27 protein-coding genes and 1 pseudogene are annotated in these 23,753 nt (G+C 69.0%); 11 read left to right on the top strand and 17 right to left on the bottom strand.

All coding sequences use genetic code 11. From position 1 onward, the window contains the following. Nucleotides 1-254 (top strand): hypothetical protein (locus EER30_RS48040; RefSeq protein ID WP_205650419.1); only part of this gene is annotated, 254 nt, incomplete at its 5' end. Between the two features lie 965 nt (nt 255-1,219). On the opposite strand, the gene tyrS is transcribed toward EER30_RS48040, so the two are convergent. Then, nucleotides 1,220-2,557, bottom strand: a complete 1,338-nt coding sequence (tyrS, locus tag EER30_RS26580) for a tyrosine--tRNA ligase (RefSeq protein ID WP_127503315.1) — start codon at nt 2,555-2,557, stop codon at nt 1,220-1,222. On the opposite strand from tyrS, the gene EER30_RS26575 reads away from it, so the two are divergent. Further along, nucleotides 2,556-3,311 carry a polyphosphate kinase 2 family protein gene (locus EER30_RS26575; protein WP_127503314.1) on the top strand — a complete coding sequence of 252 codons (756 nt, stop codon included), beginning with the start codon at nt 2,556-2,558 and terminating at the stop codon, nt 3,309-3,311. The genes tyrS and EER30_RS26575 overlap by 2 nt on opposite strands. On the opposite strand, the gene EER30_RS26570 is transcribed toward EER30_RS26575, so the two are convergent. Genes EER30_RS26570 through EER30_RS26560 form a run of 3 tightly spaced genes read right to left on the bottom strand, consistent with a single transcriptional unit; the run spans nt 3,293 to nt 5,086 of the window. Beyond that, nucleotides 3,293-3,946, bottom strand: a complete 654-nt coding sequence (locus EER30_RS26570; RefSeq protein ID WP_127503313.1) for an adenylate kinase family protein — start codon at nt 3,944-3,946, stop codon at nt 3,293-3,295. The two genes, EER30_RS26575 and EER30_RS26570, sit on opposite strands and share 19 nt — an antisense overlap. 9 nt (nt 3,947-3,955) lie before the next feature. After that, nucleotides 3,956-4,549: a hypothetical protein gene (locus EER30_RS26565; protein ID WP_127503312.1), complete on the bottom strand. Its 594-nt coding sequence runs from the start codon at nt 4,547-4,549 to the stop codon at nt 3,956-3,958. A 51-nt stretch (nt 4,550-4,600) separates the two neighbouring features. Further along, nucleotides 4,601-5,086 (bottom strand): type II toxin-antitoxin system PemK/MazF family toxin, encoded by a 486-nt coding sequence (locus tag EER30_RS26560; protein WP_127503340.1) that lies wholly within the window; start codon nt 5,084-5,086, stop codon nt 4,601-4,603. Nucleotides 5,087-5,153: 67 nt separating this feature from the next. Between EER30_RS26560 and EER30_RS26555 the strand changes: the two genes are divergently transcribed. Further along, nucleotides 5,154-5,735, top strand: coding sequence for a nucleotidyltransferase domain-containing protein (locus EER30_RS26555; protein ID WP_240670312.1), 582 nt, complete (start codon nt 5,154-5,156; stop codon nt 5,733-5,735). Between the two features lie 34 nt (nt 5,736-5,769). Here the strand turns inward: EER30_RS26555 and EER30_RS26550 are convergent, their stop codons facing one another. From EER30_RS26550 to EER30_RS26540, 3 genes are all read right to left on the bottom strand, one after another. Next, nucleotides 5,770-6,492 carry a CAP domain-containing protein gene (locus EER30_RS26550; protein WP_240670316.1) on the bottom strand — a complete coding sequence of 241 codons (723 nt, stop codon included), beginning with the start codon at nt 6,490-6,492 and terminating at the stop codon, nt 5,770-5,772. A 114-nt stretch (nt 6,493-6,606) separates the two neighbouring features. Beyond that, a complete protein-coding gene (locus EER30_RS26545; RefSeq protein WP_127503310.1) occupies nt 6,607-6,810 on the bottom strand; it encodes a DUF397 domain-containing protein in 204 nt (67 codons plus the stop codon). Further along, on the bottom strand, nt 6,803-7,678 hold the full coding sequence (locus EER30_RS26540) for a helix-turn-helix domain-containing protein (protein WP_127503309.1): 876 nt from the start codon (nt 7,676-7,678) through the stop codon (nt 6,803-6,805). Before EER30_RS26540 ends, EER30_RS26545 begins: the two co-directional genes overlap by 8 nt. Nucleotides 7,679-8,018: 340 nt before the next feature. Between EER30_RS26540 and EER30_RS26535 the strand changes: the two genes are divergently transcribed. From EER30_RS26535 to EER30_RS26520, 4 genes are all read left to right on the top strand, one after another. Further along, the gene (locus EER30_RS26535; RefSeq protein WP_127503308.1) at nt 8,019-8,633 is read left to right on the top strand and encodes a DNA-3-methyladenine glycosylase; all 615 of its coding nucleotides are present in this window, start codon (nt 8,019-8,021) and stop codon (nt 8,631-8,633) included. A gap of 81 nt (nt 8,634-8,714) precedes the next feature. Further along, entirely contained in the window at nt 8,715-9,470 is a 756-nt protein-coding gene (locus tag EER30_RS26530) for a dihydrofolate reductase family protein (protein WP_127503307.1), read from the top strand. A 41-nt stretch (nt 9,471-9,511) separates the two neighbouring features. Beyond that, nucleotides 9,512-10,066 (top strand): hypothetical protein, encoded by a 555-nt coding sequence (locus EER30_RS26525; protein ID WP_240670311.1) that lies wholly within the window; start codon nt 9,512-9,514, stop codon nt 10,064-10,066. Nucleotides 10,067-10,312: 246 nt separating this feature from the next. Next, nucleotides 10,313-10,600 (top strand): hypothetical protein, encoded by a 288-nt coding sequence (locus EER30_RS26520; protein WP_127503306.1) that lies wholly within the window; start codon nt 10,313-10,315, stop codon nt 10,598-10,600. Nucleotides 10,601-10,752: 152 nt separating this feature from the next. Here the strand turns inward: EER30_RS26520 and EER30_RS26515 are convergent. The 5 genes and pseudogenes from EER30_RS26515 to EER30_RS26495 all read right to left on the bottom strand — a co-directional run. Beyond that, nucleotides 10,753-10,860 (bottom strand): annotated as a pseudogene (locus tag EER30_RS26515) (peptidase S1); the annotation flags it as partial. 32 nt (nt 10,861-10,892) lie between these two features. Next, complete coding sequence (locus EER30_RS26510; protein WP_127503305.1) at nt 10,893-11,708, bottom strand: ABC transporter permease; 816 nt, start codon at nt 11,706-11,708, stop codon at nt 10,893-10,895. Next, the gene (locus EER30_RS26505) at nt 11,705-12,538 is read right to left on the bottom strand and encodes an ABC transporter permease (RefSeq protein WP_240670310.1); all 834 of its coding nucleotides are present in this window, start codon (nt 12,536-12,538) and stop codon (nt 11,705-11,707) included. The genes EER30_RS26510 and EER30_RS26505 overlap by 4 nt, the downstream gene beginning before the upstream one ends. Nucleotide 12,539: 1 nt before the next feature. Next, nucleotides 12,540-13,706 (bottom strand): ABC transporter substrate-binding protein, encoded by a 1,167-nt coding sequence (locus EER30_RS26500; RefSeq protein WP_240670309.1) that lies wholly within the window; start codon nt 13,704-13,706, stop codon nt 12,540-12,542. Between the two features lie 34 nt (nt 13,707-13,740). Continuing rightward, on the bottom strand, nt 13,741-14,754 hold the full coding sequence (locus EER30_RS26495; protein WP_127503303.1) for an ABC transporter ATP-binding protein: 1,014 nt from the start codon (nt 14,752-14,754) through the stop codon (nt 13,741-13,743). Between the two features lie 90 nt (nt 14,755-14,844). Here EER30_RS26495 and EER30_RS26490 point away from each other — a divergent pair, with 90 nt between their 5' ends. Together EER30_RS26490 and EER30_RS26485 are read left to right on the top strand one after the other, a co-directional pair. Next, nucleotides 14,845-16,278 carry a PucR family transcriptional regulator gene (locus tag EER30_RS26490; protein ID WP_127503302.1) on the top strand — a complete coding sequence of 478 codons (1,434 nt, stop codon included), beginning with the start codon at nt 14,845-14,847 and terminating at the stop codon, nt 16,276-16,278. Between the two features lie 206 nt (nt 16,279-16,484). Next, nucleotides 16,485-17,405, top strand: a complete 921-nt coding sequence (locus tag EER30_RS26485) for a helix-turn-helix domain-containing protein (RefSeq protein ID WP_127503301.1) — start codon at nt 16,485-16,487, stop codon at nt 17,403-17,405. 426 nt (nt 17,406-17,831) lie between these two features. Here the strand turns inward: EER30_RS26485 and EER30_RS26475 are convergent, their stop codons facing one another. The 4 genes from EER30_RS26475 to EER30_RS26460 all read right to left on the bottom strand — a co-directional run bounded on the left by EER30_RS26475 (nt 17,832) and on the right by EER30_RS26460 (nt 19,471). After that, the gene (locus EER30_RS26475; RefSeq protein ID WP_127503300.1) at nt 17,832-18,101 is read right to left on the bottom strand and encodes a Txe/YoeB family addiction module toxin; all 270 of its coding nucleotides are present in this window, start codon (nt 18,099-18,101) and stop codon (nt 17,832-17,834) included. Continuing rightward, on the bottom strand, nt 18,098-18,367 hold the full coding sequence (locus EER30_RS26470; protein ID WP_127503299.1) for a type II toxin-antitoxin system Phd/YefM family antitoxin: 270 nt from the start codon (nt 18,365-18,367) through the stop codon (nt 18,098-18,100). Before EER30_RS26470 ends, EER30_RS26475 begins: the two co-directional genes overlap by 4 nt. 96 nt (nt 18,368-18,463) lie before the next feature. Then, nucleotides 18,464-18,706: a helix-turn-helix domain-containing protein gene (locus tag EER30_RS50010; protein ID WP_432417566.1), complete on the bottom strand. Its 243-nt coding sequence runs from the start codon at nt 18,704-18,706 to the stop codon at nt 18,464-18,466. A 243-nt stretch (nt 18,707-18,949) separates the two neighbouring features. Continuing rightward, nucleotides 18,950-19,471, bottom strand: a complete 522-nt coding sequence (locus EER30_RS26460) for an O-acetyl-ADP-ribose deacetylase (protein WP_127503298.1) — start codon at nt 19,469-19,471, stop codon at nt 18,950-18,952. Nucleotides 19,472-19,750: 279 nt separating this feature from the next. On the opposite strand from EER30_RS26460, the gene EER30_RS26455 reads away from it, so the two are divergent. Continuing rightward, a complete protein-coding gene (locus EER30_RS26455) occupies nt 19,751-20,155 on the top strand; it encodes a macro domain-containing protein (protein WP_240670308.1) in 405 nt (134 codons plus the stop codon). Here the strand turns inward: EER30_RS26455 and EER30_RS26450 are convergent. Continuing rightward, nucleotides 20,140-22,125 (bottom strand): ATP-binding protein, encoded by a 1,986-nt coding sequence (locus EER30_RS26450; RefSeq protein WP_164842486.1) that lies wholly within the window; start codon nt 22,123-22,125, stop codon nt 20,140-20,142. The genes EER30_RS26455 and EER30_RS26450 overlap by 16 nt on opposite strands. A 127-nt stretch (nt 22,126-22,252) precedes the next feature. On the opposite strand from EER30_RS26450, the gene EER30_RS26445 reads away from it, so the two are divergent. Next, entirely contained in the window at nt 22,253-23,677 is a 1,425-nt protein-coding gene (locus EER30_RS26445) for an MFS transporter (RefSeq protein WP_127503295.1), read from the top strand. Nucleotides 23,678-23,753 lie beyond the last annotated feature (76 nt).

Genomic DNA, 23,753 nt, shown 5'->3' with positions numbered 1-23,753 from the left:
AAATGTTGCCAAAGGAATCTCCCACCAAACTTGACCCCGCAAAACGAGGCAAGCCGGCCGGGGTATTACTAATTGGCACTGGCTTATCAAGCACCCTGTTGAGTTCTCAAAGAACAACCGCTCCCGGCTTACTGCTCCGGGGCACTCGCTCAACTTTACTCGGGCTTTCCCGTCCCGTCAAATCCGCTTTACTTGCCGGAAATGTCGAAACCGAATTGCTCGAGCCCACAGAAATCTACACCAGCTATTGCTGAAGATTTTTCTGAGGTCCTCCAGGACGGCCGCGCCGGGCCTCTTTCGAGTCCCGCTCGCTCGCCCGTCTCCCTGGCGGCTCGGTAAACATTACAGGGAGCTGTCCTGGACACCAAATCGGCCCCCTGCGAACCACGTCACAGAGGGCCGATCGACAGCTTGGCTCACCCCAGAGCCCGCCCTCCCAGGGGGAAGCCCCCGCTGGTCATTGTGGTGGGGCGGGGCGATCTTCGGGGGGTGGGCTGTGGACAGAAGGCTTCTGTGGATAACGGGCGGGTGTTGGCGGCGTGGACCTGAACTGGGTACTCGGCGTAACCGGCGGCGCTCACCTGAGTCGCGCTCAGCGCCCAAACCGCGCTGGGTGAGGGGCACGTTGGCGGTGACTGCGCTGAGTAGGCGGCCGGTTCGCGGCGACTGCGCTGGTACGACGACCGGTCACCCCGCGCTGCACCCGCCAAGAGAGCCCGTCTGTAGACACCTGCACCCACCAAGACGGGCGGTCTGCAAGAACTGCACCCGGCTGGAGGAACCTGTCAGCAGTCGCTGCTCTTAGCGAGACGGCCAGTCAGCAGTCGTGGCACCCGGCAAGACGGGCGTTCCGCAGCAACTGCACCCATCGTCAGGACGGGCGGACTGCAGCAACCGCACTCAGCGAGACCGGCGGTGTGCGGAAGACAGACCCGGTGAGGCAGCCAGTCTGAACTACTGCGCCCCGTGTGCCCGATACGGTCTTTTCCTCGGCGAATGGGACGGCCGGTCGGCGGAGGCGGGGTTTCCTGGGGCGGCCGGTCTGCGGTGACCACGCCCGGCGAGGCGCCGGCCAGAACGACAACTTCGTCACCGTCACCCGGTCGAAGTCACGCAGGTCGGCGAGGACTGTGCCCGGTTGAGCGGCCGGGCGACACCGGGGGCGGGCGCGTACCTGCGGCGTGAGCGCCGACGACAGAGGCCGTCGGCGCTCGTGCGGCTAGGCCGAGTATTCGACGCCGGCGAAGGTGCGCTTGCCGCGGCGTAGTACGAGGAACTGGCCGTGCAGGAGGGAGTCGAGCGTTGGCACGACGTCGCCGTCGGTGATGCGCTCGTTGTTGACGTAGGCGCCGCCCTCGGTGATCGTGCGCCTGGCCTCGTTCGCGCTCGCGACCAGGCCCGATTCTTTCAGCAGGGTGCTGAACGTCGGCATCTCACCGCGTACGGAGAGAAGGCCTGCCTCGCCGAGAGCGGCCCGCAGCGTCTCGGGTGAGAGGGAGTCGAGGGAACCCCGGCCGAACAGGGCCTGGCTTGCCATGATCGCCTGCTGGGCTTCTTCGGGGCCGTGGACCAGGGCGGTGATCTCTTCGGCCAGGGCTCGCTGGGCCAGGCGGGCCTGGGGGCGGTCGGCGGTGGCCTTTTCGAGCTCTTCGAGTTCTTCGCGGGTCTTGAAGCTGAAGTAGCGCAGGTAGTTGTTGACGTCGCGGTCGTCCGAGTTGATCCAGAACTGGTAGAACGCGTACGGCGTGGTCATTTCGGGGTCGAGCCAGGTCGCGCCGCCCTCGCTCTTGCCGAACTTGGTGCCGTCGGCCTTGAGGACCAGCGGTGTCGTGAAGGCGTGAACGGGGCCGGCGCCGCGGCGGCGCACGAAGTCGACACCGGCGGTGATGTTGCCCCACTGGTCGGAGCCGCCGAACTGCAGCACGCAGCCGTGCCGCTGGTTGAGCTGGTAGAAGTCGTTGGCCTGCAGGAGCTGGTAGCTGAACTCGGTGAAACTGATGCCGCTCTCGAGCCGGTTGCGCACGACGTCGCGGGCGAGCATCTTGTTGACCGGGAAGTGCTTGCCGACGTCGCGCAGGAACTCGATGACCGAGGTCGGGCCGGTCCAGTCGAGGTTGTTGACCAGTTCGGCGGCGTTGGCGCCCTCGTAGGTCATGAACGGGGCGAGCTGGGTGCGGATGCGTTCGACCCAGCTGCGGACGACCTCGGGCGAGTTGAGGCTGCGCTCGCTGGATTCTTTCGGGTCGCCGATCTGGCCGGTGGCACCGCCGACGAGCAGCAGCGGACGGTGCCCGGCGAGCTGGAGCCGGCGGGCGGTGACGACCTGCATGAGGTTGCCGACGTGCAGTGACGCGGCGGTGGGGTCGAAGCCCACATAGAACGTGATCGGCCCGCCGGTCAGCGCCTCGGCCAGCGCGGCCGGGTCGGTCGAGTCCTGGATCAGTCCACGCCATGTCAGGTCGTCTACGAGAGTCACCAGGGAATTGTCGCGCACCGGGCTGGGCGGCGCGCACAGAGGCGGTGCGGAACACCGGTCCAAAGCCCATGCTGTACGCATGAGTCGTCTGGGCAGCGGTGATCCGCCGATCGAGATCTCGAAGAAGAAGGCTGTGGCCCGGCTCGAGGAGGCCCAGCAGCGGCTGTTGCGGTTGCGGCTGATCCTGGGCGCTCAGATCGCCGAGCAGAAGATCGGCCCGCCGCTGTGCTGCGTCTTCGAGGGCTGGGACGCGTCGGGCAAGGGTGGCGCGATCAAGCGGCTGGTGGCTCCGCTCGACCCGCGGCACGTGCGGGTGTCGCAGTTCGCCGCCCCGACCTACGACGAGAAGCGGCACCATTTCCTGTGGCGGTTCTGGCCCAAGCTGCCGGGCTGGGGTGGCATGGCGGTCTTCGACCGTTCCTGGTACGGGCGTGTCCTAGTCGAACGGGTCGAGGGGTTCGCGACCAAGGAGCAGTGGTCGCGGGCGTACACCGAGATCGTGGAGTTCGAACGGACGCTCGTGCACGAGGGCATGATCATGGTCAAGTTCTGGATGCACGTCTCGGCGGACGAGCAGCTCCGGCGCTTCGAGGACCGGGCGGGTGACCCTCTGCGGCAGTGGAAGCTCACCGACGAGGACTGGCGGAACCGCGAGAAGAGGCCCGCGTACGAGGCCGCGGTCGAGGAGATGCTCGAGCGGTGCGACCCGGCGTGGGCCCCCTGGCATGTGATCCGGGGCAACGACAAGCACTACGCCCGGCTGGCCGTGGTCGAGGCGGTCTGCGAAGCGGTGGAGGCGGAGTTGCGTAAACGGGGTCAGTCGGCCGCTTTGTAGGCCGGGAGTCCGAGCGCCTCGCGGATTGCCTGCTGCACCTCGCCGGCTGACGGGCGGGCGTCGATGTCGTGCACGACCTCTTTGCGGCCGAAGAGTTCGAGCACCGGGCGGGTTTTCTCGTGGTAGTCGCGCAGCCGGGCCTCGAGCGCCTCGGGCGTGTCGTCGGCGCGGGTGATCAGTTCGCTGCCGCAGATGTCGCAGCGGCCGTCGACGCGGGGGCGGTCGGCGATGAGGTTGTAGTCCATGCCGCAGTTCGGGCAGAGGCGACGGCTGAGCACGCGGCGGCGTACCTCGTCTTCGGGTAGCTCGAGGTGGATGACGCCGTCGATGTCGAAGCTCTCCATGAAGAACTCGGCCTGGCGGCCGTTGCGCGGGAAGCCGTCGATCACGAAGCCGTAGTTCCAGTCGTGGCGGTCGAGGCGTTCGCGCACGACGGCCTCGACCAGGTCGTCGCTGACCAGTTCGCCGGCGGCCATGGTGCGGCGTACCTGGGCGCCCAGCTTGGTGTGTTTCTTGACGTTCCACCGGAAGATGTCGCCGACGGAGATGTGCACCAGGCCGAGGTCGTCGCAGAGCAGTTCGCTCTGGGTGCCTTTGCCGCTGCCCTGCACTCCCATGATCACGAACTTGCGCATGTCAGCCTCTCAGTCGGCTGCGCCGAGCCGCAGCGGTCCCGGCGCCGGGCGCCCGGTCAGGGTGGTCGGGTCGATGCTCCAGGAGTTCGCCACGGCGAGCACGTCCTTTTCACCCACCAGGACCGTCGTCTCCTCGTCGAGCACGCCGGGCAGGCCGGCGTCGCGTTCGGCCGGGTCGGGGTCGCCGTGCCACGAGGTGACCTCGCCGGTCTGTCCCACGTACCCAAAGGCGCGGATCAGCTCACCTGAGGCGGCGCGTGTCCAGCGGTGCAGTTCGGTGACCCGGTGGGTGGCGAAGAACTGCACCTCGGTGCCGAGCACCCCGGACAGCTCGGTCACGTCGACCGAGGTGCCGGGGCGCAGCAGCCAGCGGCCGGTGGCGAGGACCCAGAGGTGGTCGCGGGCGCCGGGCAGGGGCGGGGTGACGGCGAGCCGGTCGTCGGTGAGGTGGGCCAGGTCGATGCCGTCGCGCCACGGGACCGTGCCGAGGTCGCGCAGGCCGAGGGCGGTGATCACACGCTCAGGATCGACGTCCGAGCCGTCGGCACGCACGGCGAGCCATGCTTGCTTGCCGCCGAAACCGACCATTACGTCCTTATCCATGTCCTCAACGCTATCCGGCCCGCGCGCCTTGTTGTCCACTAACGGTCGGCGTCAGCGCCAGCCGTACTCCTGGCGTAGCCGAGCGGCAACCTCGTCGAAGCGGGCGCGGTCGAGCACGGCGCCCTCGCGGCGGACGGCGTCCTGGTGGACCTCGAGCACGCGGTCGAGGCGGATCCAGCTCGGCCGGGAGTCGTGGTCCCACCCGCCGGCGCCGAGGGCGAACCAGTTGTGCTCGCCGTCACGGCGGTCCTTCGAGGAGAGCATCAGACCCAGCACCGTACGCCCGGACCGCCCGACCACCAGGACGGGGCGATCCTTGCCCTGGGCGGGGTCGTCCTCGAACGGCACCCACGTCCACACGATCTCGCCCGGGTCGGCGTCGCCGTCGAGATTCGGCGCGTACTCGATGTGGCGGCCGCGCTCGTGGGTCGGCACATGGCGGGCCGGGGCCCCGGGCCGGCCGGGTGGGCGGGTGCCGGCGCGGGGGCGGGGCGCCGGCGCCGGTGGTGGGGTCGGCGCTGCCTGGCGCGGCGACATGCGCTCCGCGATCCGGCGCAGCAGGGTCTTGAGAATCTTGGCCACGATCAAACTCTAGGCTGCCGGTGTGACACCGGACATCGAAGCGTGGCGGCCTTGGCATCCCCGGCAGATGGCCGAGCGGCTGACCGGGATCGACGTGCCCTGGTACGTGGCCGGCGGCTGGGCGCTCGACCTGCATCTGGGTGGCGGCCTGCGCGAGCATGAAGACCTGGAGATCGCCGTGCCGCGCGACCGGTTCGCCCCGATTGCCGGGCGCTTCCCGGAACTCGCGTTCTACGTGGCGCGCGACGGAAAGGTCGGGCCGGCCACCCCGGAGGCGCTCGCCGAGCAGTATCAGACCTGGGCGTACGACACGACGGCCGACGCGTTCGTGTTCGACGTGTTCCGGGAGCCGCACGACGGGGACGTGTGGATCTCCCGACGTGATGCGAGCCTGCGACGACCGTACGGGGAAATTGTCTTGAGAAGCCCCGAGGGGATCCCCTATCTGAGCCCCGACGTGGTGTTGCTGTTCAAGGCCAAGCATCAGCGGGCCAAGGATGAGCAGGATTTCGCAGCGGTGGCGCCGGTGCTCACGGCGGGTGAGCGGGAGTGGCTGGACGCAGCGTTACGGCTGGTCCACCCCGGGCACGACTGGATCTCCTAGTTCACGCTGTACTTGCTAGTTCACGCTGTACTTGCTAGTTCACGAAGTCCTGGGTCATCCAGGTGATGCCCTCGTTGTCGCGCACGATGCTCAGGCCGATGCGTTCGAAGCCCTTGTTGAGCAGGTTCTTGCGGTGGCCGTCGTTCGGCGGGACCTCGGCCAGCATGTTGTCGGTGAGACCGTTCGCGGCCTTGACCATCGCGGCGTTGCTGCCGCCGCTGGATCCGAAGCCGATGTTCTCGCCGGCCGACGACCATTTCACGTTCTGGGCGCTGAAGCGTTCGCCGAGACCGTCCTCGCCCTTGCACTGATGCGACAGCCCACAACCGTCGATCATGAGCTGATTGTGTACGGCGGCCGCGCGCGAAAGATTCGTGTCCAGGCTGAGCGGTTCGAGGCCCTCGTCCACGCGGGCGGCGTTGATGTGTGCGAGCACCTGCTCGACGACCGGTCCGCTGGTCACGGCGGCGGCCCGCTTCTTGGTGGCGGTCGCCGTGGGCTTGGGCTTCTTCGTCGGCGGCTTGGACGTCGGCGCCTTGGTGGCCGGCTTGGGCTTGACCGTCTTCGGGGCGGCCGAGGTCGGCTCCGGCGCGGGTGCGGGCGGTTCGACCGGGGCCTGCGTGAGGGCCTGTTCGGCGGCCGTGTTCACCGGGACCCCGGGATCCTGGGTGAGGCCGGCGACCACGAAGCCGCCTCCGATCACCACGGCGGTGGCGCCGGCGACCAGGGTGTAGCGGAATCGGGCGACGGCGGACATCGACACGGAACAGGTCACCTCGGGAGTCGGGGGAACGGCGCGGCCCCACTATGCGTCCCGCGGGTGACCTGATCCGCGTGGCTAATCAGGTCTTAAAGTTCGGCACACCCAGATCTAAAGGTCGAACTCGCCGTCGCGTACGCCGGCGAGGAACGCGGCCCACTCGGCGTGGGTGAAGGTCAGGGTCGAGCCGTCGCGGTTCTTGGTGTCGCGCACCGCGACGACGTCGGGCAGGTTGAGGGCGACCTCGACGCAGTCGCCGCCGTTGCCACCGCTGCGGGTGCTCTTGTGCCAGACGGCACCGGTCAGGTCAGCCATCGCTCTCCTTGAGGATCGCCCCGATGAGCTCGTCGGACTGGGTCCGGCTCAGCGCGACCGACGCGAGCTCGTCCCAGATCGATTCATAGGTCTCGACCTCGTGGAGCTTATCGAGGTAGAGCGCGCCGGTGAGGTTCTCGCAATAGATCGTTGTCGGTTCCGGGGAGGCGGTGCCGACGGCCGGGAACTCGAGGATGGTGAACTGGCCGGAACTCGCGGCCTTGTGCGGGCCGGCCGTGAACGGGACGACGCGGACGCTGACACCGGGCCGGGTGGACACGTTCATCAGGTGGGCGAGCTGGCGCTGCATGCCGAAACGGTCGGGGATCGAGCGGCGCAGGACCCCCTCGTCGATGAACACCTCGAGCAGCGGGGCCGCGGGCCTCGTACGGGAAAGCAGTGATTGCCTTTCGAGGCGCATCGCGACCGCGTTGCTGACGGCCGCGTCGTCCTTGCCGATCCACTTGCGAAAAATCCACTCGGCGTACTCCTCGCGCTGGAGCAGGCCCGGGATGACCGTCGGCGCGTACGAGCGCAGACGGCTCGCGGCCTGTTCCATCCCGACGTAGAGCTCGAACCAGCCGGGTACGACATCCCCGTACGCGTGCCACCAGCCCTTGGCCTTCGACTCGTGGGCCAGGCCGATCAGCACCTCGGTGATCCGTTCGGGCGCGCGGTAGACGTTGCACATCGCGATCACGTCGTGCTTACGGACCGGGACCTCGCCCTTCTCGATGCGGTACATCCGCGCGCGGGAGAACTCGAGCTCCTCGGCCGCCCCCATCAGTGAGATCCCCGCCTGCTCGCGCAACTGGCGCAGCAGCCGGCCGACCTGGCGGCGCGGAACGGTCGAACCGGTTTCGCTCATCGAACTCCCCGTCGTTGTTTCGAACGAGACAATCGGACTGCCTTGTCCGAGACAGCGAGAATCCCTAGGCGGGAATCTCACCCAGCACTGCTGCGCGGACAGCGTAAATCATCGATGCATCATCCAGTAAGTGGGTGATAGCTAAACGTAAGGTTTGGGTGTTCCGGTTCGACGTCCAATGAGGATTCGTCGATGACCGGCCGATGGGCAGCCATCTGATCATGTCGGCGGTCACCGAGCACCCAGCCCGGTGCGGGCCTCGATCCTCGAAAGCGGTCGGCCGGGTCGTCCAGGCCGGGCGCCCGGGGTTCCCGGCGGCGCGGTGTGCTTGGCTGATCAGGTGGACCAGACGTGGCTTGACCTGCCCGCGAGCAGGGTGGACGAGGCGGCCCGGCTGCTGCTCGGGCGGCACCTGACCGCCGGCGGCGTCACCGTGCGGCTGACCGAGGTGGAGGCCTACAGCGGGCTCGGCGAAGACCCGGCCAGTCATGCGCACCGAGGGATGACCAGCCGCAACGCGGTCATGTTCGGGCCCGCCGGGCACCTGTACGTGTACCAGATCTACGGAATGTATCTGTGCGCGAACATCGTCTGCGGCGAGGAGGGGCGCGCTGCCGCTGTGCTGCTGCGGGCCGGCGAGGTGATCGAAGGACTCCCGTCCGCGCGAGAGCGCCGGCCCGCCGCGCGTAAGGACACCGACCTGGCGGCCGGGCCGGCCAAACTCATGCAGGTGCTGGCCCTGGATCGTACGGCCAATGGGTCTTCGGTCATCGACGGCACGGGGCCGCTGCTGGTCTCCGGCGACGCCGCCGACCAGTCGTTGATCACCGCGGGGCCACGGGTGGGAGTGACGTCGGCCTTCGACATCGCCTGGCGCTTCTGGATCGCCGGTGACCCGACGGTCAGCGCCTACCGCCGACATGTGCCTCGCCGTCGGCCGGCGGGCGGGTCATAGGCACTGCTCGATCCGGCGGGAGGGTCGCCGGCACCGCTCGATCCGGCGGGAAATGTCGCAGGGCGCTGCTACCAAGGGGGCATGGAGAGGCCTCGGGTTGTGGTGTCGGTGGCTAGTTCGGTCGATGGGCGGGTGGCGTTGCGGCGGGATCGGCCGCTGATGACCACCGAGGACGGCAAGGTCTGGGAGTCGTTGCGGCCGCCCAGTGCTCAGGCGGTCGAGCAGGCGCGGAAGGTGTTGCTGGACAGGCTCTTCGCGCCGAGCGCCACGTTGGAGGGCAGCGGGTCGCTGGTGCCGGGAACGGCGGGGCCGCTGACCGGGTTGCCGCCGGTCTCGCCGTCCGAAGACTTCTATGAGGATTTCGTCGTCGGGGAGGCTGCCTCCTGGTTCACGGTGGTGGACGGGCGGGGGCGGGTCCGGTGGACGATGAAGGAGAACGACGGGCAGCAACTGCTCGTGCTGGTGTCGCGGGCCACGCCGGCGGCCTACCTGGCCTTCCTGCGGCGCGAGCGGATCAGCTATCTGGTGGCGGGAACTCAGCGGGTCGACCTGGGGGCGGCGCTGCGGCGGATGCGGTCGCGGCTCGGGGTGACCTGTGTGGTGTCGACCGGCGGGGGCGGACTCAACGGTGCGCTGCTGCGCGCGGGACTGGTGGACGAGATTCACCTGATCGTGCTGCCCGCGGCGGTGGGCGGGGCCGGGGCGCCGGGAGTGTTCGACGGGCCGGCGCTGGCCGACGGGGAGATGCCGACCCGGCTGCGGATGCTGTCGTCGCACACCGAGGCGGACGGGACGCTGTCGCTGCGGTACGAGGTGGTGCGTAGCGGCTCTCGATGAAACGACCACGCGGGCGGGATTTGCCGGATAACGTCCGGAACGTGATTCCGCAGCGGTGGCTGGTCGTGTTCAGCGCCATGTGCTCCGCCGGCCTGATGTGGTCGGCCGTGCTCATCGGCGGGCTGGTGGGCGGTGTGCGCCTCGTACCGGCCTCGGTGGCGGTGGGCGTCGCGGCCGGGCTGACGATGCCGGGCGTGATCGCCGGGGTGATCGGCAACCGGTGGTACTACCGGACCACGCGGCCCCGCACCCGGTGGAGCCTGACCTCGTGGGTGCCGCCGCACGTGCCGCACTGGGCGAGCATGCTGGCCGGGGTGCTGTTCTTCGCGTTCTGGCTGGCGGTGGTCGTGGCCTTCGCCGGAATGACGGGGGACGCCGAGATCCGCGACGGGCAGTACGTGATGGTCGAGAACGGGCGGACGACGGTCGTGACGGAATCCGACTACGACCGGCAAGGTGATCTTGAGCAGCAGGTCTCGCTGGGGGTGCTGGGGGCGCTGGCCGTCGGGGGTGTCTTCCTGACGGGCGCCGTTCTCACCCACCATGCCGCGCCTCAGCCGACCGAGACGCAGTCGGCCGGCCAGCCGCTGGCCTGACCGGCTCGGCACGGTCAGGTTCCGCCCGGCACTGCCGGCGGGCCGCGGCTCGCGGCGAGGCGTTGCCGGCCGGCGTCCGGGCCCGGCAACTTCTTCCTGGGCGCCGTGACCATTCGGGTGGTGACGGGTTAGACGGACGGTCGACCCCGCACGACGGATATCACCGATCTTGGCGGTCGCGCCGTCGCACCTCTAGATCATGAACGCTCACACTGTCGTCATCAGCGACAGATCCAGGGAGACATCGTGCCGGGTACAACCCTCGTTCGTCTGGTTGACGAGTTCGTAGCGACGCTTCACCAGCACGGCCTCGTCATCGACCGGCCGCCCGTGGAGCAGGAGATGCGCGACCGCATCACCGCCATCGCCGAGCGCCTGCGGGTCGATCCGGAGGTGGTCCTGCGGGATCACGCCTGCCCCGGCTGGGGACGGGAGATGGCCTCGGACGTGATCTGCCAGATCCAGAACGAGAGCCTGCGGATGACGCCGCCGACGGCCCGGCACGCATCGGAGCAGTGCGATCTGGCGGGGTAGTCAAACCCGCGTTTCGGTACCGAGGGCGGCCCGGCGCGGGAGGTGCGCCGGGCCGCGACTCGGTTCAATCAGGCGGGTCGGTTAAGCCGGTCGGTCGGGCCGGTCAGGCGGGTCGGGTCAGCCGGGCCGGCCGGTCAGGCGGGTCGATTCGGTCAGGCGGGGAGGCCGCCGACCTGGGTGTTCACCCAGGCGCGGATCGAGGACAGGTCGCCGTAGATGGACGGGGCCGTCGCGCAGGTGGAGCTGTTGTTGCCGGCGCGGCCGGCGCGTGGCGGGGCTGGTGGACGGCAGGTCAGGTGCGGCTGGCACCTGCCTCGGGACCGGCCAGGCGCTGGGCCAGCCAGACGGGCAGCACCGACAGGACGATCAGGACGGCCGCGACCACGTTGACGACCGGGGCCTGGTTGGGGCGGAACAGGTTATTGAAGATCCAGATGGGCAGGGTCTGGATGCCGGGCCCCGCGGTGAAGGTGGTGACAATGATTTCGTCGAAGGACAGGGCGAAGGCCAGCAGGCCGCCGGCGAGCAGGGCGGAGCGCAGCGTCGGGAACGTGATGTAGCGGAACGTCTGCCCGGGTGACGCACCCAGGTCGGCCGAGGCCTCCTCGAGCGAGACGCCGCTGCGACGCAGGCGAGCAAGGACGTTGTTGTAGACGGTGACCACGCAGAACGTCGCGTGGCCGACGATGACCGAGAACAGGCCCTTGCCGAGGCCGAGCGGGGCGATCACCGAGCGCCAGGCGCTGTCCAGGGCGATGCCGGTGACGATGCCGGGCAGCGCGATCGGCAGAACGATGAGCAGCGACACCGTGTCGCGGCCGAAGAATTTGAAGCGTTGTACGGCGAAGGCGACCATGGTGCCGAGCACCAGGGCGATCGCGGTCGCGCCGAGTCCGGCCTTCACCGAGGTCCAGAGGGCGTCGCGCGCTCCCCCGTTGTTCCAGGCGGCCGTCCACCAGCGGGTCGTGAAGTCGTGGGGCGGCCAGCCGAACGTACGGTCGCCATTGAACGAGTTGACCAGCACGAGCAGGAGCGGGACGTAGATGAACAGCAGGCCGAGCGCCATCACGACACGCAACGACCATCGCGACCACGCACTGAGCGTCACAGCTCCTCCAGGGCGCCCGAGCGGCGGACCGCGGCGAGGTAGACGACCATGATGATCACGGGGATGGTGGCGATCGCGGCGGCGAACGGGAGGTTGTTAGCCGCGCCCACGTTGGCGTAGACGAGGTTGCCGAGCAGTTGGGTCTTGCCGCCGACGATCTGCACGGTGATGTAGTCGCCCAGCGACAGCGAGAACGTGAAGATCGAGCCCGCGAAGATCGAGGGCACCAGTATGGGCAGTACGACCCCGCGGAACGTACGGCCGGCTCTTGCTCCTAGATCGGCCGAGGCCTCGAGCAGCGAGTCGGGCAGGCGTTCGAGGCCGGCGTAGATCGGCAGGATCATGTAGGGCAGCCACAGGTACGACAGCACGATGATCGTCGCGAACAGGCCGTAGCCGGGCCCGCCGAACAACGAGTCGATCGGGCCGTCGTTGGCCAGCAGCACCCGCCAGGCGTACGCCTTGACCAGGTAGGACGCCCAGAGCGGGGTGAGGATCGCGATCACCAGCCAGTGCCGGGCGCGCGGCCGGGCGACCTTGGCCATGTAGAACGCCATGGGCAGGGCGAGCACGACGCAGATGACCGTGACCGCCACCGCCACCCCGAGGCTGCGCAGGGTGACGTTGCGGTAGACCTCCTCGGTGACGATGGTCCGGAAGTTGGCCAGCGTGAACTCCCGGACCACCTCGCCGGTGAAGCCGTTGACCGTCCAGAACGCCGACACGAGCAGCACGGCCAGCGCGCCCAGATAGGCCAGCCCGAGCCACAGCATGGGCGCCGAGAGCAGCGCGGCCAGACGCAGCCGCGGATGCCGATGAAGGAAGGCCACGCTATCCCTTGATCGTCGTCCAGGCCTGGGTCCAGGCCGCGTAGTCCTTGCAGGTGACGTCCGTACGCCCGTCGACGCACTGCGCGAGAGGCGTGGTCCAGTACCAGATCTGGTCGAAGTAGGCCTCGTCCTCGGCGTGGAACGTGGCGCAGTGGTTCCTGTCGGCGGTCTGCGCGCAGGAGAGCTTGTTCGCCGGCGCCTCGCCGAACCACTCGGCGACGCCGGCGTTGGCCTTCGGCGAGATGATGTGGTTCATCCAGAGGTAGCCGCAGTTGGGGTGCTTGGCCTTCGCCGAGACCATCCAGGTGTCGGACCAGCCGGTCGCGCCCTCACTGGGCAGCACCGCCTCGACCGGCGCCTTGTCGGCCTTGGCCAGATTGGCGATGACCTGCCAGGTGGTGCCGAGCACGGAATCGCCGCTCTTGAAGGCCTGGACCTCCTTGGTGTAGTCGGACCAGTACTCGCCGATGAGCTTGTTCTGCTCGGTCAGCAGGTCGGTGGCGGCTTTGAACTGGGCGTCGTCGAGCGCGTACGGGTTCTTGATGCCGAGGTCGGGCTTGGTCTTCATGAGATAGAGCGCCGCGTCGGCGATGTAGATCGGGGAGTCGTACGCGGTGATCTTGCCCTGGTAAGGAGAGGCGGGATCGAACACCGCGGACCATGAGGTCGGGGCGGGTTTGACGGTGTCGGTGCGGTACATCAGCAGGTTGGCGCCGCGGCCGTGGGGTACGCCGTAGGCCGCGCCGTCGACCGAGTTCCACTGCTTGTTCTTGAGACCCTCGAAGACGTCCTTGTAGTTGGCGATCAGGTCGGTGTTGACCGGGGCGACGTCGCCGCCGTAGATCAGGCGCAGCGAGGCGTCGCCCGAGGCGGACACGACGTCGTACTCGCCGGTCTTCATGAGCGCGACCATCTCGTCGGACGTGCCCGCGACCTTGGTGTTGACCTGGCAGCCGGTCTCCTTCTCGAAACCGGTCACCCAGTCGACCTTCGGGTCGGTCGAGCCGTCCTCGACGTAGCCGGCCCAGGCGATCACGTTGACCGTGCCCTCGCCGGCGCCGATCGCCACCAGCTTGTCGATCTTCGGGACGCTCATGCCGCCGGGGCCGTCACCGCTGCCACCGCCGTCGTCGCCACCGCATCCGGCGAGCGCGAGCACGCCCGCCACGAGAACCGCTGTCAGAGCTGTATCTACTTGAGCTTTATGCCGCACGGTCCGCTCCAATCTCGATGACGTGCTCCTGGTGCCAGGTCAGCCGGACTCTCCTCCCCCGCATCTCACCGAGCGCCGCCGTGCCGGTGCGGCGGTTCTGTTCCACCACGACCATGCGCGCGCCCGCGTCGAGGTCGACGACGAACCTGGTCACCGGTCCCGCGTAGATGACCTCGGCCACGGTTCCGGGCGCGCCCTCGTCGCCGATCGTGATCTTCTCCGGGCGTACGGAGAAGGCTCCTCGGCGGCCGGTCAGGGTCTGGGCGGCGTCGCCGGTGAGCAGGTTGGACGTTCCGACGAAGCCGGCCACGAACGGGGTCGCCGGCCGTTCGTAGACCTGTTCGGGCGTACCCACCTGCGCGATCCGACCGGCGTCGAAGACCGCCACCCGGTCACTCATCGTCAGTGCCTCGTCCTGATCGTGGGTGACGAAGACGAAGGTGATCCCGACGTCACGCTGGATCTGCTTGAGCTCGACCTGCATCTGCTCGCGCAACTTGAGATCGAGAGCGCCCAAGGGCTCGTCGAGCAGCAACACGCGGGGCCGGTTGACGAGCGCCCGCGCGAGCGCCACCCGCTGCCGTTGGCCGCCCGACATCGCACTCGGCTTCCGAGATCCGAAACCCTTCAGCCGTACGGTCTCCAGCGCCTCCTCGCCGCGCTGCCGGCGCTCACGCCGTCCGACCCTGCGCACCTTCAACCCGTACTCGACGTTCTCGATGACGGACAGGTGCGGGAACAGGGCGTAGTCCTGGAAGACGGTGTTGACGTCGCGCTCGAACGGGGCCAGCCGCGTGACGTCGCGGCCGCTCAACGCGACCGTGCCCGCGGTCGGCAGTTCGAAGCCGGCGATCAGGCGCAGCACCGTGGTCTTGCCGGAGCCCGACGGGCCGAGCATGGAGAAGAACTCGCCGTCGGCGATCTCGAGGTCGATCCCGGCGACCGCCTCGACCGCGCCGAACGTCTTGCGGAGCCCGGACAGCGCGATCGCGGGAGTCTTCATGAAGGGACCGTAGAGGCGAGAACAGACAGCGGTAAATGGACGGCGGCACAGTCCTTACGCGAATGCGTTGTGCGGTCGTACAGTCCTGCCATGACGCTGCGTCTGAGCGACGTGCTGGCGGATCCGGGTCTGGGGCTGCGCCTGGCCGGGGCGGGTGCGGTGAACCAGGCGGTGCGGTGGTGCGCGGTCACCGAACTGGCCGACCCGCGGCCGTTCCTCAGCGGCGGCGAGCTGGTGCTGACGACCGGGCTCGGGCAGACCACGGCCTCGTCGCAGCGCCGGTTCGTGGCTCGGGTCGTCGAGAAGCGGGTGGCCGGGCTCGGGTTCGGGATCGGGCTGACGCACGCGACAGTTCCGGCGGCGACACTCGACGAGGCCCGTGAACGGCGGCTGCCGGTGCTGGAGATCCCGTACTCGACACCGTTCATCGCGGTCGACCGGTTCGTGGCCGACCGGGTGCTCGAAGAGCAGTACGGGCGGTTCGCCGAGCTGCTGGACGAGCACGACACCCTGGCCCGGGCTCTGCTGTCGGGCCGCGGGTTGGGAGCGCTGATCGAGTCGCTGCATCACATCGTGGGGGCGCCGGCCATGGTGCTCGACCTGTCAGGGCGGGTGCTGGCGACGTCGCCGGCGGGAGCGTCGTGGCCGGTCGAGCAGATTCTGGCCGGGGACGGGCCGGCCGCCGTGCCGGTGAGTGTGCAGGACACCGTGGTGGCGTACCTGTGCTGCCGCCGACCGCGGCGATCGGCGGACCTGGTTCCGTACGCGGTCTCTCTGGTAGGTCTGGAACTGGCCCGGCGGCAGGCCGAGCTGGCCGGGAAGCGAAGGCTGGCCGGGCAGGTGCTCGAGGACCTCGTGCGCGGGACGATCGGGGCGCCGGAGGCCTCGCGGCGGCTGGCCCCGTTCGGGATCAAGGCGTCCGACGAGCACGCGCTGCTGGTGGCCACGGTGGACGCGACCGACGGGCAGCGGCGGCTGGTGTCGAGCCCACCGCTGGACGGGGCTACGACCGCGGTGCTGGACGACTGCCTGCTCGCGGTGCTCGAGCCGGGGCAGCACGCGGGCGCGGCGGCGCGCCGGCTGCGGAACCACCTCGGGCGGCACGGGAACGACGTGCGGGTCGGCATCGGCGGCTGGTATGCGGGCATGAACGGGCTGCGGTGGAGCTATTACGAGGCGCACGAGGCGATGACCCGCGGGCCGGGCATCAACGAGCGGGCGCAGATGAGCCTGTCGGGGCTGCTGCTGGCCAGTGAGGACGTGCCGCTGCGCGATCTGGCGCGGGACGTGTTGCGGCCGCTGCGGGAGTTCGACGCGGCGCATTCGGGATCGTTGCTGGCCACCTTGCGGGCCTATCTGGACGCGGACGGGTCGGTGGCGGCGGTCGCCGAACGGCTGATCGTGCACCGAAACACGGTTCGCTATCGGGTCGAACAGATCGAACGGCTCACCGGGCGATCGCTGGGAAGGACGGCTGATCGGGTGCAGCTCTGGCTGGCCCTGGCGGCCTCTCACCTCGACTGAGGCCTCCTTTGATACCGAAGGTCAGCCCCGGGCCGGGTTCGCACGATCGGCCGCGCGCACGCCGCCTGCGACATCAGGGGTCAGAGCCGAACGGGCAACGCCCGCTCGTGCCGAGATAAATGCACAGGACATCCACCAACAGTACGGCTCGGTAACCGCGCAAGAATCGTCAAGTGGTGGTGCCGGCTGAGGGGTACCGTCCCATCGTGTCGTCGGAAACCAGAGAGTTGCTTCAACTCCTCGCCGCCGTCAACTCGCGGCTGGGTGGCGACGTCTCGCTGCCGATGCTGGCGGCGTGGGCGCACCGGTCCCGGTTCGATCTGCACCGCCGGTTCCGGCGGTTGGTGGGCGAAACCCCGAAGGCGTACACCACGCGGGTCCGGCTGGCCCGTGCCGCGGCCGAACTGGTGTCCAACGGCCGTCGAGTGTCGGCGATCGCCTCCGACCACGGATTCGCCGGCCACGAAGTCTTCACCCGGGCGTTCACCCGCCACCTCGAGCAGAGCCCGCTGCGCTACCGCGCCCGCGGGTTGCACGTCGCCGGTCGGCGTATCGCCGCAGTGCACGCTTCGGCGGTGAGCTCGACGGCACCCTGTATCAGCCTGTACCACCTCCGCCTCACCGAAAGGAAACCCGCTGTGCCGCTGCAAATCTCGGTTCGTGACGTGGCCGCCTTCCACGCCCTCGTGATACGTCGCCGGATTACCCGCGACGAGATCGCGGCTACGCTCGCCGAGTGCCTTCCCACGGTTTTCGGCTACGCCCAGCAGCACGGCCTAGCCATCACCGGGCCGCCGTTCGCCCGCTATCCCGAGGTAGGAATGGGGTCGCTCGTCATCGAGGGCGGCATAACGGTCGCCGAACCCCCGTCAACGGCACCCAGCGACGGGATCGAGGCACTCACCATTCCCGCGGGGCCGGCGGTAGTTGCCATCCATCGAGGACCGTACGACAGCCTGTCCGAGTCTTACCAGGAGATCGAGAAGTGGATGCGTGACCACCACATGTCCGCGGCGGGAGCGCCATGGGAGACGTACCTGACCGATCCCGGAGAACGTCCCGACCCGGCAACATGGGAAACCGAAATCGTCCAGCCCGTGCGTGACACCGAACTGACACCGAACTGACGGCCGACCCCGTCCTCCCCGCCCCACACACCCTCGTGGCCGCTGTCATCACCTGCCACCTGACGCGACAGTCGCTGTCCGTGTTCGTCGACTGGATGCCTTCGCGCACGACTCTGACCAGGTCAGCTCGTAATCCATGTTCTGATGGTCGGCGTGAACAACTACGAGTGGTTCGAGACCGCCGGGCTGGCTCTCGCGGTGTAATGCTGCCTGACCTTCGTCAAGTGTGACCGTCGTGGCCGCCCTGGAGGCTACGGCGGCTACGGCGGCGATGTCGTCGGGGTCGACCACCGGTAGGCCGACGTCGCCGAAGGGTGCGGCTATCAGATCCATCCCCTACTGGACAACGGATCCCGAACCGGTGATCGAAGGACCGGTCGCGCGCTGGACTATCCTTACGCTGCAAAGGTGAAGGTCCGGCCACCGCTACCGCTCGCCGTAGTGGTAACGGCAGGACAGAATCTCCACTTGGCCGTGGGCCTCTACAACGCGGTACACCAGCCGATGCTCTTCATTGATGCGCCGCGATGCCCAGCCGGAAAGATCGCCTTTAAGTAGCTCGGGCTTCCCGATCCCACGATCATCGCCGCGCTGAATATCTTTGATGAGAGCATTGATCCGCTTAAGGACCTTCCGATCACTTACCTGCCAGGTGACGTATTCGTCCCACGCGTCCGGGTGCCACGTGAGCTTCACGCGGTGGCCTCGTCGTCAAGATCGACCACCTCATGCTCGACACGTTCACCGGCTTCCATCTGCGCCATTCGTCGGCGCAGCTCGCGGCCATTGGCCCCACGAGACAAGTATTCGGTTTCACGCCACGCGTCATAGTCGCTCTTGAGCATGACGACCATCGGCTCGTGCCCACTGCGAGTGACCACGAGGTCTTCAGCATCGTCCTCGATCGCGTCGAGCACGTTCGCGAGGTTGGCGCGCAAATCAGATGCAGTAATGACCTTCATGACCCCTCCAGCACTTGTACGCTATATCGTACAACAGCGCCGACGCTTCGGCCACGTCAACGACAAGGCTCCCGGGCCAGGCACTGGCCTTGGGGCCTACAGCCGCCGCTCCAGCACGACAAGAGTCGGCACGGGTCCGCCGGCCGCGAAACCCCTCCGTGACACCGTGGCCTGCGTCATCCCCGACGCCCTCGCTAACTGCGCCTGACTCCAGCCCCGGCGCTCACGAAGCCCACGCACAGCCCTCCCGAGATCGAACGCCAGACGACCGCCTCGCACGCCTCTACCGCCCCGGCTCGGCCATACGCAGCTCCCGCATAGCGGCCCAGCTATCACCATCGCCTACGCCCCAGACCATAGCAATGACGCTATATCCCGAAATGGGAACGCCGCAGCGGCGGCCACAGCAAACAAGCCAACACCGTGCTGCTCTGCCGGCACCACCACCCGCTACTCCACGATCCGACCTCCGGTTGGACCGTCCGCGTGGGGTCCGATCGCCTTCCGGACTTCATTCCGCCGGCGGCCATCGATCCGCTGCGATTACCGCGGCGCAACCTCTATCACCCACCGCTGGCGCCGTCAGCTGTCCACTCTGCCCGCGAGCACACGTTCCGCGATCTCGCGCGTCTGCTCGTCGAAGAGTACGAGCCGGACCAGTTCCACCGTGGTCGGTTCGGCTTGCAGGGCGGTCACTGCCTGGGCGACGGCATCGTCCTTGGGCCAGCGGTAAATGCCCGAGGAGATCAGCGGGTAGGCGACCGATTTCGCGCCGAGTCGGGCGGCGACGGCCAGCGATGTCGTGTAGCAGCTTCGCAGCAGCGGGGCGCGGTCCTCGGCGGCGCTGAACACCGGGCCGACGGTGTGGATCACCCAGCGGGCGGGGAGGCGTCCCGCGGTCGTCGCCACCGCCTGTCCGACCGGCAGGCCCCGCCCGTAGTGGGCGGCGCGGAGGGCGCGGCACTCCTCGAGGATCGCGGGGCCGCCCTTGCGGTGGATTGCCCCGTCGACGCCTCCGCCGCCGAGCAGCGACGAATTCGCGGCGTTGACAATGGCGTCGACCTGTTCGGTTGTGATGTCACCGGTGGCCAGCTCGATCCGCACAGCGTTACCTCCTCAGGCCGGCACACCGGGGCCGGGCACGTCGGGTGTTCCGACAGTATCCGGGTCTGACTGATGGCCGGTGTTCAGACCTGGTGCGCCGCCCCGTGGACGGACCCTGCCCGCGCCCAAGCGTCGCCTTTGCACTCATCGCCCCGGCCGGAGCGGAAGTCGCTCGACGCCGCGGCGGCACGATGCGAGCATCTCCGCGTGGTGCCGTTGAGGATCATCCGGGGTGATGCGACCAGTCCCCAGGCCAAGGGGCCGAAAATAGTGGCGCATGTGTGCAACGACCTGGGCGGCTGGGGCAAGGGTTTCGTGCTGGCGGTGTCACGGCGCTGGCCCGAGCCGGAGCGCGCCTATCGGCAGTGGCATCGCGGCCGGTCCGGCAACGACTTCGGGCTGGGCGCGACCCAGCTCGTGCAGGTGCGTCCCGACGTCTGGGTGGCCAACATGGTGGCCCAGCACGGCATGCGCACCGGAAGCGGTGGGCCACCCGTCCGGTACGACGCCGTCGAGCAGTGCCTCACCACGATCGGCGGCCATGCGCAGCGGCTCGGCGCGACGGTTCACCTGCCCAGGATCGGGTGTGGCCTGGCCGGCGGCCGCTGGAACCTTATCGAGCCGCTCGTTGTGGCCGCGCTGTGTGCGCGGGACGTCGGGACGACCGTCTACGACTTCGACTGATCGTGCCGGGGCAGCCGGACCGTCACGGTCGTGCCCGCCTGTTCCTGCGACGCCAGCGTGATCGAGCCCCGGTGCCGTTCCACCACGACCCGGCACAGGGCCAGGCCCAGGCCGGCGCCGGGAATGCCGGTGTGGCGCGCGTTCCCACCGCGATAAAGGCGGCGGAACAGTCGGGCCTGCTCCGAGGCGGCCACGCCCAAACCCTGGTCGGCGACGGTCAGGACCGCGGCCTCGCCGTGCTCGTCCGAGAGGGAGACCGTCACGCGCGAGTCGGGCCGGCTGAACTTCACCGCGTTGCCGAGCAGCGCGTCCGCGACCTGACGCAGACGGTCGGCGTCGCCCGGCACGACCAGGCTGGCGGGCAGGACGGCGTCCACCGTGATGTTGCGGGCGGCCGCGGTCGAGGCATGGCTTTCGAGGGCGGCGGTCACGACCTCGGCCAGGTCGACGGGGGCCACCGTGAGGCGGGCGTGCCCGGATTCCAGAGCGGCCAGGTCGAGCAGCTTCTCGACCAGGTCGCGCAGGCGCACGTTGTTGCGCTGCACCACCTCCAGCAGTTCACGCACCTCCCCGACCGAGATGTCGTCCGACGATTCGGCGATCAGGTCGACGTAGGCGCCGATCGACGTGAGCGGGGTGCGCAGTTCGTGGCCGACCAGCGCGATGTACTCGTCGGTGGCCGCGGCCAGGTGCAACGCGAGGACCTCGGCGCGGCGCTGTTCGAGGAAGGTGCCGATCAGCGCGGCCAGGCCGGTCAGCAGCACACCCAGGGCGGGGTCGGGCTCCTGACGGTCGTATATGAAGAAGGTGAGCACGCCGGTTACGCGTTCGCCGCCCTGCACGGGCACGGCGCCGGCCGCCCGGAAGTCGCTGCCGACGATCATGCTGGGCAGCACCGGTGAATCGGCGCCGTGCACGTCGGGCACCCAGATCATCTCGGCCTGTTCCCAGCACCGCCCGGCCAGGCCGACGCCGGGGGCGAAGCTGACCGGCACCGGCAGCGGCCGCTCGCCCCGCGCGGTGTAGATGCCCGCGGGACGCAGCAGGTTCGTCACGTCGTCGACCAGCCACAACCGCAGGTACGGCCAGTGCATCGTGTTGCCGATGGCGGCCAGGATGCGGTCGGCGGCGTCGATGGCGTGCGGGAAGTCGGCCAGGACCTTGAGCACCTGGTTCTCGCAGTCCTGGTACTGCCGGGTGCGGTGCTGCGTGGTCACGTCGTGCATGGCGGCGACCGCGCCGGTCACCTTGCCGTCCGGGTCGCGCACCGGGGTGGCGTTCACCGCGAACCACCGGGGACGTCCGTCGTCGTCGTGGGCCAGCAGCTCCGCCTGCCGCACCTCCTCGCCGGCGAGCGCGCGGGAGAGGGCCAGCTCGTGTGTCCGCAGCGGTGTGCCGTCGTCGTGCAGGACGGCGAAGCGATGCGTGGCGTCAGTTTCGGGCACGTCGGCCACCCCGTCGGTGGTGAACTCGCGCATTGCCCGGTTCACCAGCACCACCCGCCCGTCCCGGTCACAGGCGGCGACCCCGGCGTCGAGGCAGTCGAGCAGCGCTTCCAGGAAGGCCGGGTCGCTGGGCGCCGTCGCCGTCCGGGCCGGCCGGGGCGGGACCGCGTCGAGGTGCGTTCGCAGCGCCTCGGTCAGCTCGGGCACGCCGAACGGCTTGCCGATCACGGCGATCGCGCCCGTCGCGGCCAGCCGCGGGTCGCCGGGCAGCAGGTAGGCGGTGATCAGCACGACCGGGGTGACGGCCAGGCGCGGGTCGGCCCGCACCGCCCGGCACAGCTCCAGCCCGTCGAGGTGGGGCATGTCGATGTCGGCGATGAGCAGGTCGGGACGGCGGTCGATGACCCGCTCGAGCGCCTCCCGCCCGTCGCCGGCCACCACGACCTCGTGTCCCAGCCGGCGGACCACCTCCGCGATCACCCGCTGATGATCAAGGTTGTCCTCGGCCACCACCACACACGCCACGGCTGCCAGGCTAGGACGGCCGTGTTGCGGACCGAGCCGGTTCGGCAGATCATTCCCCGCAACGGGGTGATCTCGAACTCTTCTCACCCGCCCCGCCGCGCCTGGGTCCGGGCCGGGAGGGTAGGTCATGACGGTGCAGGAGAACAATGTCGGACTGCGGTCCGAGCGCGGGCCCGTCCTGGCCGCCGTGATGCTGTCCACCGCCCTGATCGCGATCGACTCCACGATCATCGCGACCGCGGTCCCCTCGATCGTCCAGGACATCGGCGGCTTCACCGAGTTCCCCTGGCTCTTCTCGGTCTACCTGCTCGCGCAGGCGGTCTCGGTGCCGATCTACGGCAAGCTCAACGACCTCTTCGGCCGCAAGCCGGTGATCCTGTGGGGCATCGGGCTGTTCCTGCTCGGCTCGATCCTGTGCGGGATCGCCTGGAGCATCGTGCCGCTGATCATCTTCCGGGTCGTGCAGGGCCTGGGCGCCGGGGCGATCGCGCCGACCACCATCACGATCATCGGCGACATCTACTCGGTGCGCGAGCGGGCCAAGGTGCAGGGCTACGTGGCGAGTGTCTGGGGCATCTCGTCGGTGGTCGGGCCCACGCTCGGCGGGGTGTTCAGCGAGTACGTCGACTGGCGCTGGATCTTCCTGGTCAACATCCCGCTGTGCCTGCTGGCCGGCGCCATGATCTTCACGAAGTTCCACGAGCGGGCCGACCGTGGCCACCCGGTCATCGACTACCGCGGCGCGGCGCTGCTGACCGTCGGTCTGACGCTCGTGATCCTGGGCGTGCTCGAGGGCGGGCAGGCCTGGGCGTGGACGTCGGCGACCAGCCTGCTCGTGCTCGGCGGCGGTCTCACCCTGCTGATCGTCTTCCCGTTCGTCGAGCGAAGGGTCCCCGCCCCCGTCCTCCCGTTGTGGGTGTTCCAGCGGCGACTGCTGGTCAGCAGCGGCGCGCTCGCCGTGGGGGTCGGCGCGATCCTGCTCGGCCTCAGTTCGTACGTGCCGGTCTATATGCAGGAGGTTCTCGGGTACGGGCCCCTGGTCGCCGGGTTCGCGCTGGCGGCGCTCACGCTCGGATGGCCGATCTCGGCGTCGCAGGCGGGCAAGGTCTACCTGCGGGTCGGGTTCCGGATGTGCGCGCTCATCGGCACCTCGCTGGCGCTGGGCGGCTCGGCGCTGTTGCTGCTGCTCGGCGAGGGGTCGTCGGTGTGGGCGGTCGGCGCCTACTGCCTGGTCATCGGGCTGGGCATGGGGCTGACCGCGGCGCCGACGCTGATCGCGGCCCAGTCGAGCGTGGGCTGGTCGGAGCGGGGCGTGGTCACGGCGAACAACATCTTCCTGCGGTCGCTGGGCAGCGCGCTCGGGGCGGCCGTGTTCGGCGCGATCGCCAACGCCATCATCGGCGGCGACCAGGTCGACCCCGGGCTGCTGACCACGGCCGTCCACCGCATCTTCATCGGGTTGGTGCTGGTCGCGGTGGTGATGGTGGGGCTGGCGGCGCTGATCCCCCGATCGGCGGACGAGGCGTACAAGCAGCCGGCGCCGGTCGCGTAAATGAGCGGCGGTCCGCGCGGGGCCGCGATACGGTGCGTTTCCGCGTGATTCGAGGAGGTCCCCATGCGAAACGGTT

This window comes from Actinoplanes solisilvae (assembly GCF_003999975.1).
In the GTDB taxonomy this organism is placed as follows: Bacteria; Actinomycetota; Actinomycetes; order Mycobacteriales; family Micromonosporaceae; genus Actinoplanes; species Actinoplanes solisilvae.
Note: the sequence above shows the minus strand (reverse complement) of the source record. Positions and strands in the feature narration are given on the sequence as shown.

What these genes read in the sequence shown, in the direction of transcription:
- EER30_RS26575 (WP_127503314.1), top strand. Translation starts at nt 2,556, where the DNA reads ATGAGTCGTCTGGGCAGCGGTGATCCGCCGATCGAGATCTCGAAGAAG.
- tyrS (WP_127503315.1), bottom strand. Translation starts at nt 2,557, where the DNA reads ATGCGTACAGCATGGGCTTTGGACCGGTGTTCCGCACCGCCTCTGTGC.
- EER30_RS26570 (WP_127503313.1), bottom strand. Translation starts at nt 3,946, where the DNA reads ATGCGCAAGTTCGTGATCATGGGAGTGCAGGGCAGCGGCAAAGGCACC.
- EER30_RS26565 (WP_127503312.1), bottom strand. Translation starts at nt 4,549, where the DNA reads ATGGATAAGGACGTAATGGTCGGTTTCGGCGGCAAGCAAGCATGGCTC.
- EER30_RS26560 (WP_127503340.1), bottom strand. Translation starts at nt 5,086, where the DNA reads ATGTCGCCGCGCCAGGCAGCGCCGACCCCACCACCGGCGCCGGCGCCC.
- EER30_RS26550 (WP_240670316.1), bottom strand. Translation starts at nt 6,492, where the DNA reads ATGTCCGCCGTCGCCCGATTCCGCTACACCCTGGTCGCCGGCGCCACC.
- EER30_RS26545 (WP_127503310.1), bottom strand. Translation starts at nt 6,810, where the DNA reads ATGGCTGACCTGACCGGTGCCGTCTGGCACAAGAGCACCCGCAGCGGT.
- EER30_RS26540 (WP_127503309.1), bottom strand. Translation starts at nt 7,678, where the DNA reads ATGAGCGAAACCGGTTCGACCGTTCCGCGCCGCCAGGTCGGCCGGCTG.
- EER30_RS26530 (WP_127503307.1), top strand. Translation starts at nt 8,715, where the DNA reads ATGGAGAGGCCTCGGGTTGTGGTGTCGGTGGCTAGTTCGGTCGATGGG.
- EER30_RS26495 (WP_127503303.1), bottom strand. Translation starts at nt 14,754, where the DNA reads ATGAAGACTCCCGCGATCGCGCTGTCCGGGCTCCGCAAGACGTTCGGC.
- EER30_RS26490 (WP_127503302.1), top strand. Translation starts at nt 14,845, where the DNA reads ATGACGCTGCGTCTGAGCGACGTGCTGGCGGATCCGGGTCTGGGGCTG.
- EER30_RS26470 (WP_127503299.1), bottom strand. Translation starts at nt 18,367, where the DNA reads ATGAAGGTCATTACTGCATCTGATTTGCGCGCCAACCTCGCGAACGTG.
- EER30_RS50010 (WP_432417566.1), bottom strand. Translation starts at nt 18,706, where the DNA reads ATGGTGATAGCTGGGCCGCTATGCGGGAGCTGCGTATGGCCGAGCCGG.
- EER30_RS26445 (WP_127503295.1), top strand. Translation starts at nt 22,253, where the DNA reads ATGACGGTGCAGGAGAACAATGTCGGACTGCGGTCCGAGCGCGGGCCC.